The 3,214-nt window shown below is 35.4% G+C and carries 2 protein-coding genes; one reads left to right on the top strand and one right to left on the bottom strand.

Translation table 11 applies throughout. The annotated features are described in order from the left end of the window. Positions 1-219: 219 nt before the first annotated feature. The gene (locus AFK68_RS04750; RefSeq protein WP_094671803.1) at positions 220-618 is read right to left on the bottom strand and encodes a hypothetical protein; all 399 of its coding nucleotides are present in this window, start codon (positions 616-618) and stop codon (positions 220-222) included. Between the two features lie 432 nt (positions 619-1,050). Between AFK68_RS04750 and AFK68_RS04745 the strand changes: the two genes are divergently transcribed. Next, complete coding sequence (locus tag AFK68_RS04745; RefSeq protein WP_094671802.1) at positions 1,051-2,688, top strand: DUF655 domain-containing protein; 1,638 nt, start codon at positions 1,051-1,053, stop codon at positions 2,686-2,688. Positions 2,689-3,214 lie beyond the last annotated feature (526 nt).

Here is a 3,214-nt window from a genome sequence, read left to right as displayed (position 1 = left end):
ACCTACTCCTTACTCTCTATTTTCTGTAGATTAATGCACTACCATGGAAACAACCAACCAATCAACAATAAAATACTTAAAGCTTTACTAAATCAATAGCTTTGCCTTTTACCTTTTCAGTTGCCCGTAGCGCCCCTACAAGGAATAGCAAAAAATAAATTATCCAATTTAAAGAAATAGACCAGGAAAGTTTCCCTGCTTAATTTCCCTACTTTCTAATTATTTAGGTTTACAAACATTATAATCTTCATGGGACATCACCTTCTGTGGTACAACAAAAGTCCCATAATCTTGGCAAATCATTCTATAATTTCGCGTAACAGGTATACTCACAATAAAACGATTGTGGCGAAGTCGTTTACCTCCAAATTCCCGGTAGCTTTGATTATTATTTAATCCAGAAATAATTGTTCTAGCTTTAACCACTACATAGTCTGGTAGACCCTTTAAGTCTATCAAATCACCATCAAAGGAAGCTTCCCACTCTAACTTTTTTTCCCGCTTTTCCGCGATTTTTTTGTCAACTCTTTGCTGTACCATTTGCTCTTGTTCACAGCGATGGCATTTTCTCCCATATCCTTTATGGCCACACGGAAAAGTCCTTTTTCTTTTCGGCATAAAACAGCAAAGTTAGTTGTCACTAGGTTCTCTCAGTTTTGGCTATCATTCTTACTTCCCAATAGCATAGCAAATGGACAATAGAGAAAACATCTCTACAGAGAGGAATATTTAAGTTAACTATCACTCTAAATTATCAGGGATTATGGCACAATCCTCAAAATTCATTCTTGCTCAAATTTCAGTAGAATTAACATTGAGAAATATTTAAGCTACAGCCCACACTGTAGCTTACTATAGATTATACTTTGTTAGGAAGCCTATATAGTGTAAGTCAGAAGTCAGAAGTCAGAAGTCAGAAATTAAATTCCCAGCACCGACTAAATTTGAGAGGTGCGAGAATGTTCTAACTTCTCTGGTAGCTGCTATCACTAAAATTGCTCTAGGTGTACTTACTACCAATTTTTTTAGATGAAGTAATAGGTAATATCAGTGCTATTTTCTTCTATTAAACTGTGCTTTGGCTATGTTTTACTATTGGCTTTTAGCCTAACTGCTTGTCTGAATCAACCTCAGCAGTTAGTTCCTCCTGTATCCCCATTGCCACAAGACCCTTTAATTGAATCTTACTTTAATCAATCCCAAGCTTCAAGCTATACTGAAACGCTACGTCAGCAAACCCGACTGGGAGACAATCTTGAAGAAATAATTGTTAATACTATTGCTGATGCTACTTCTAGTGTAGATGTGGCGGTTCAAGAGTTACGTTTACCAGCCATCGCTCAAGCTTTGGTCGAACGGTATCAAGCAGGGGCCAAAGTGCGAGTTATTATTGAAAATACCTACAATCGTCCCTGGGGAAGTTTAAGTCCATCTGAGGTCGCTCAACTTCCTGAACGGGAGCGCGACCGCTATGATGAATTTATTCAGATTACTGATATTAACATGGATGGGGAAATTAGTCAAGATGAAATTAATCGTAGGGATGCTCTAATAATTTTAAGTAATGCAGGAGTTCCCTTGATTGATGATACTGCTGATGGTTCTAAGGGTAGTGGTCTGATGCACCACAAATTTTTAGTTGTGGATGGTCAAACTATTATTGTCACCTCGGCTAATTTTACTACCAGTGGTATTCATGGAGATTTTTCGGAACCTCTGAGTCGAGGAAATGCTAATAATCTTTTAAAAATAGAAAGTTCTGAATTAGCTGAAATATTCACAGAAGAATTTAATCTATTATGGGGAGATGGTCCTGGAGGTAAACCAGATAGTAAATTTGGTGTAAAAAAAACATTTAGAGATACAAGAGAAGTATTAGTTGGTGAGACAAAAGTTGCAGTACAATTTTCTCCTATTTCTAATAGTCAATATTGGCAAAAAAGTGTAAATGGTTTAATAAATCAAACATTAGAAAAAGCACAAACATCTATTAATTTATCCCTATTTGTATTCTCATCACAAAAGTTAGTTAATAACCTAGAAAATCAATCCCTAAAAGGAGTATTAATTCAAGGTTTAATTGACCCTAGTTTTGCCTATCGTTACTACAGTGAAGGATTAGATATGATGGGAATTGCTCTAGCAAATAAATGTAAATATGAAACTGATAATCGCCCTTGGCAAAAACCTATATCCACAGTAGGTGTACCTAACTTACCCCCTGGCGATCGCCTCCATCATAAATTTGGAATTATTGATAATTCCATTGTAATTACTGGTTCTCATAATTGGACGGAAGCAGCTAACCAGAACAATGATGAAACTTTATTAGTAATAGAAAATTCCACAGTAGCAGCTCATTTTGACCGTGAATTTCAAAGACTTTATCAAACAGCAACTATGGGTATACCATCCTGGTTGATCAAAAAAGTTGAGAAACAGAAAAAAGAATGTGGGGATAGATTAACAGAAACTGAAACTTCGGTAATAGATACTAACAAGAAAATTAATCTAAATACTGCTACTGCGGAAGAATTAGAAACACTACCTGGCGTCGGACCTAAATTAGCAGAACGGATTATTCAAACAAGAAAAAATAAACCCTTTAAATCTTTAGCAGACCTGGATCAAGTATCTGGAATTGGACCTAAAATGTTAGATAAATTAAGCGATCGGGTGACTTGGTAATCTGTGAGAAAACTATAATTACTTTTAGTCATTCTACCAAGAGAAAAGTGCTAGGATATGTCCTTATATTCAATTCCGTTACGGTTTTAACCAGAGATAATTATCCATTATCCATTATCCATGAATGAAAGACCTTCTGATAGTGGTCTATATTAATCAAAATCACCATAAATATTTTTTTAGTTGTCAAATCAAATATATATGGCAACTAGGAATCAAATTCTCATATTTGATTCTTACCTCAAATTACTGTACAATATATACTTTAAGCAATTCAAATATCACTTCTGACTTCTGATTTGTGACTTTTGACTGCCGTGCCCTATGAGATGCCCAAAATCGCCAAACTAACCCAATTATCATCAAGATACTTACCAATCCTATTCTTGCACGCGTTAGACTAGAACCATAACCACTATCCCAAAATGTGGTCTTTTCAATATTCCCAAACTGATACTATTACCGTACCTAATCAAACTAAACTGAGTGAAATTACTGCCTCAAATTTACTGATAGTAAATTACGG

Origin of the sequence: Hydrocoleum sp. CS-953 (genome assembly GCF_002260545.1) — a bacterium.
Classification (GTDB): domain Bacteria; phylum Cyanobacteriota; class Cyanobacteriia; order Cyanobacteriales; family Microcoleaceae; genus Trichodesmium.
The sequence above is the reverse complement of the archived record's forward strand: the minus strand, read 5'-3'. Positions and strand labels throughout refer to the sequence as shown.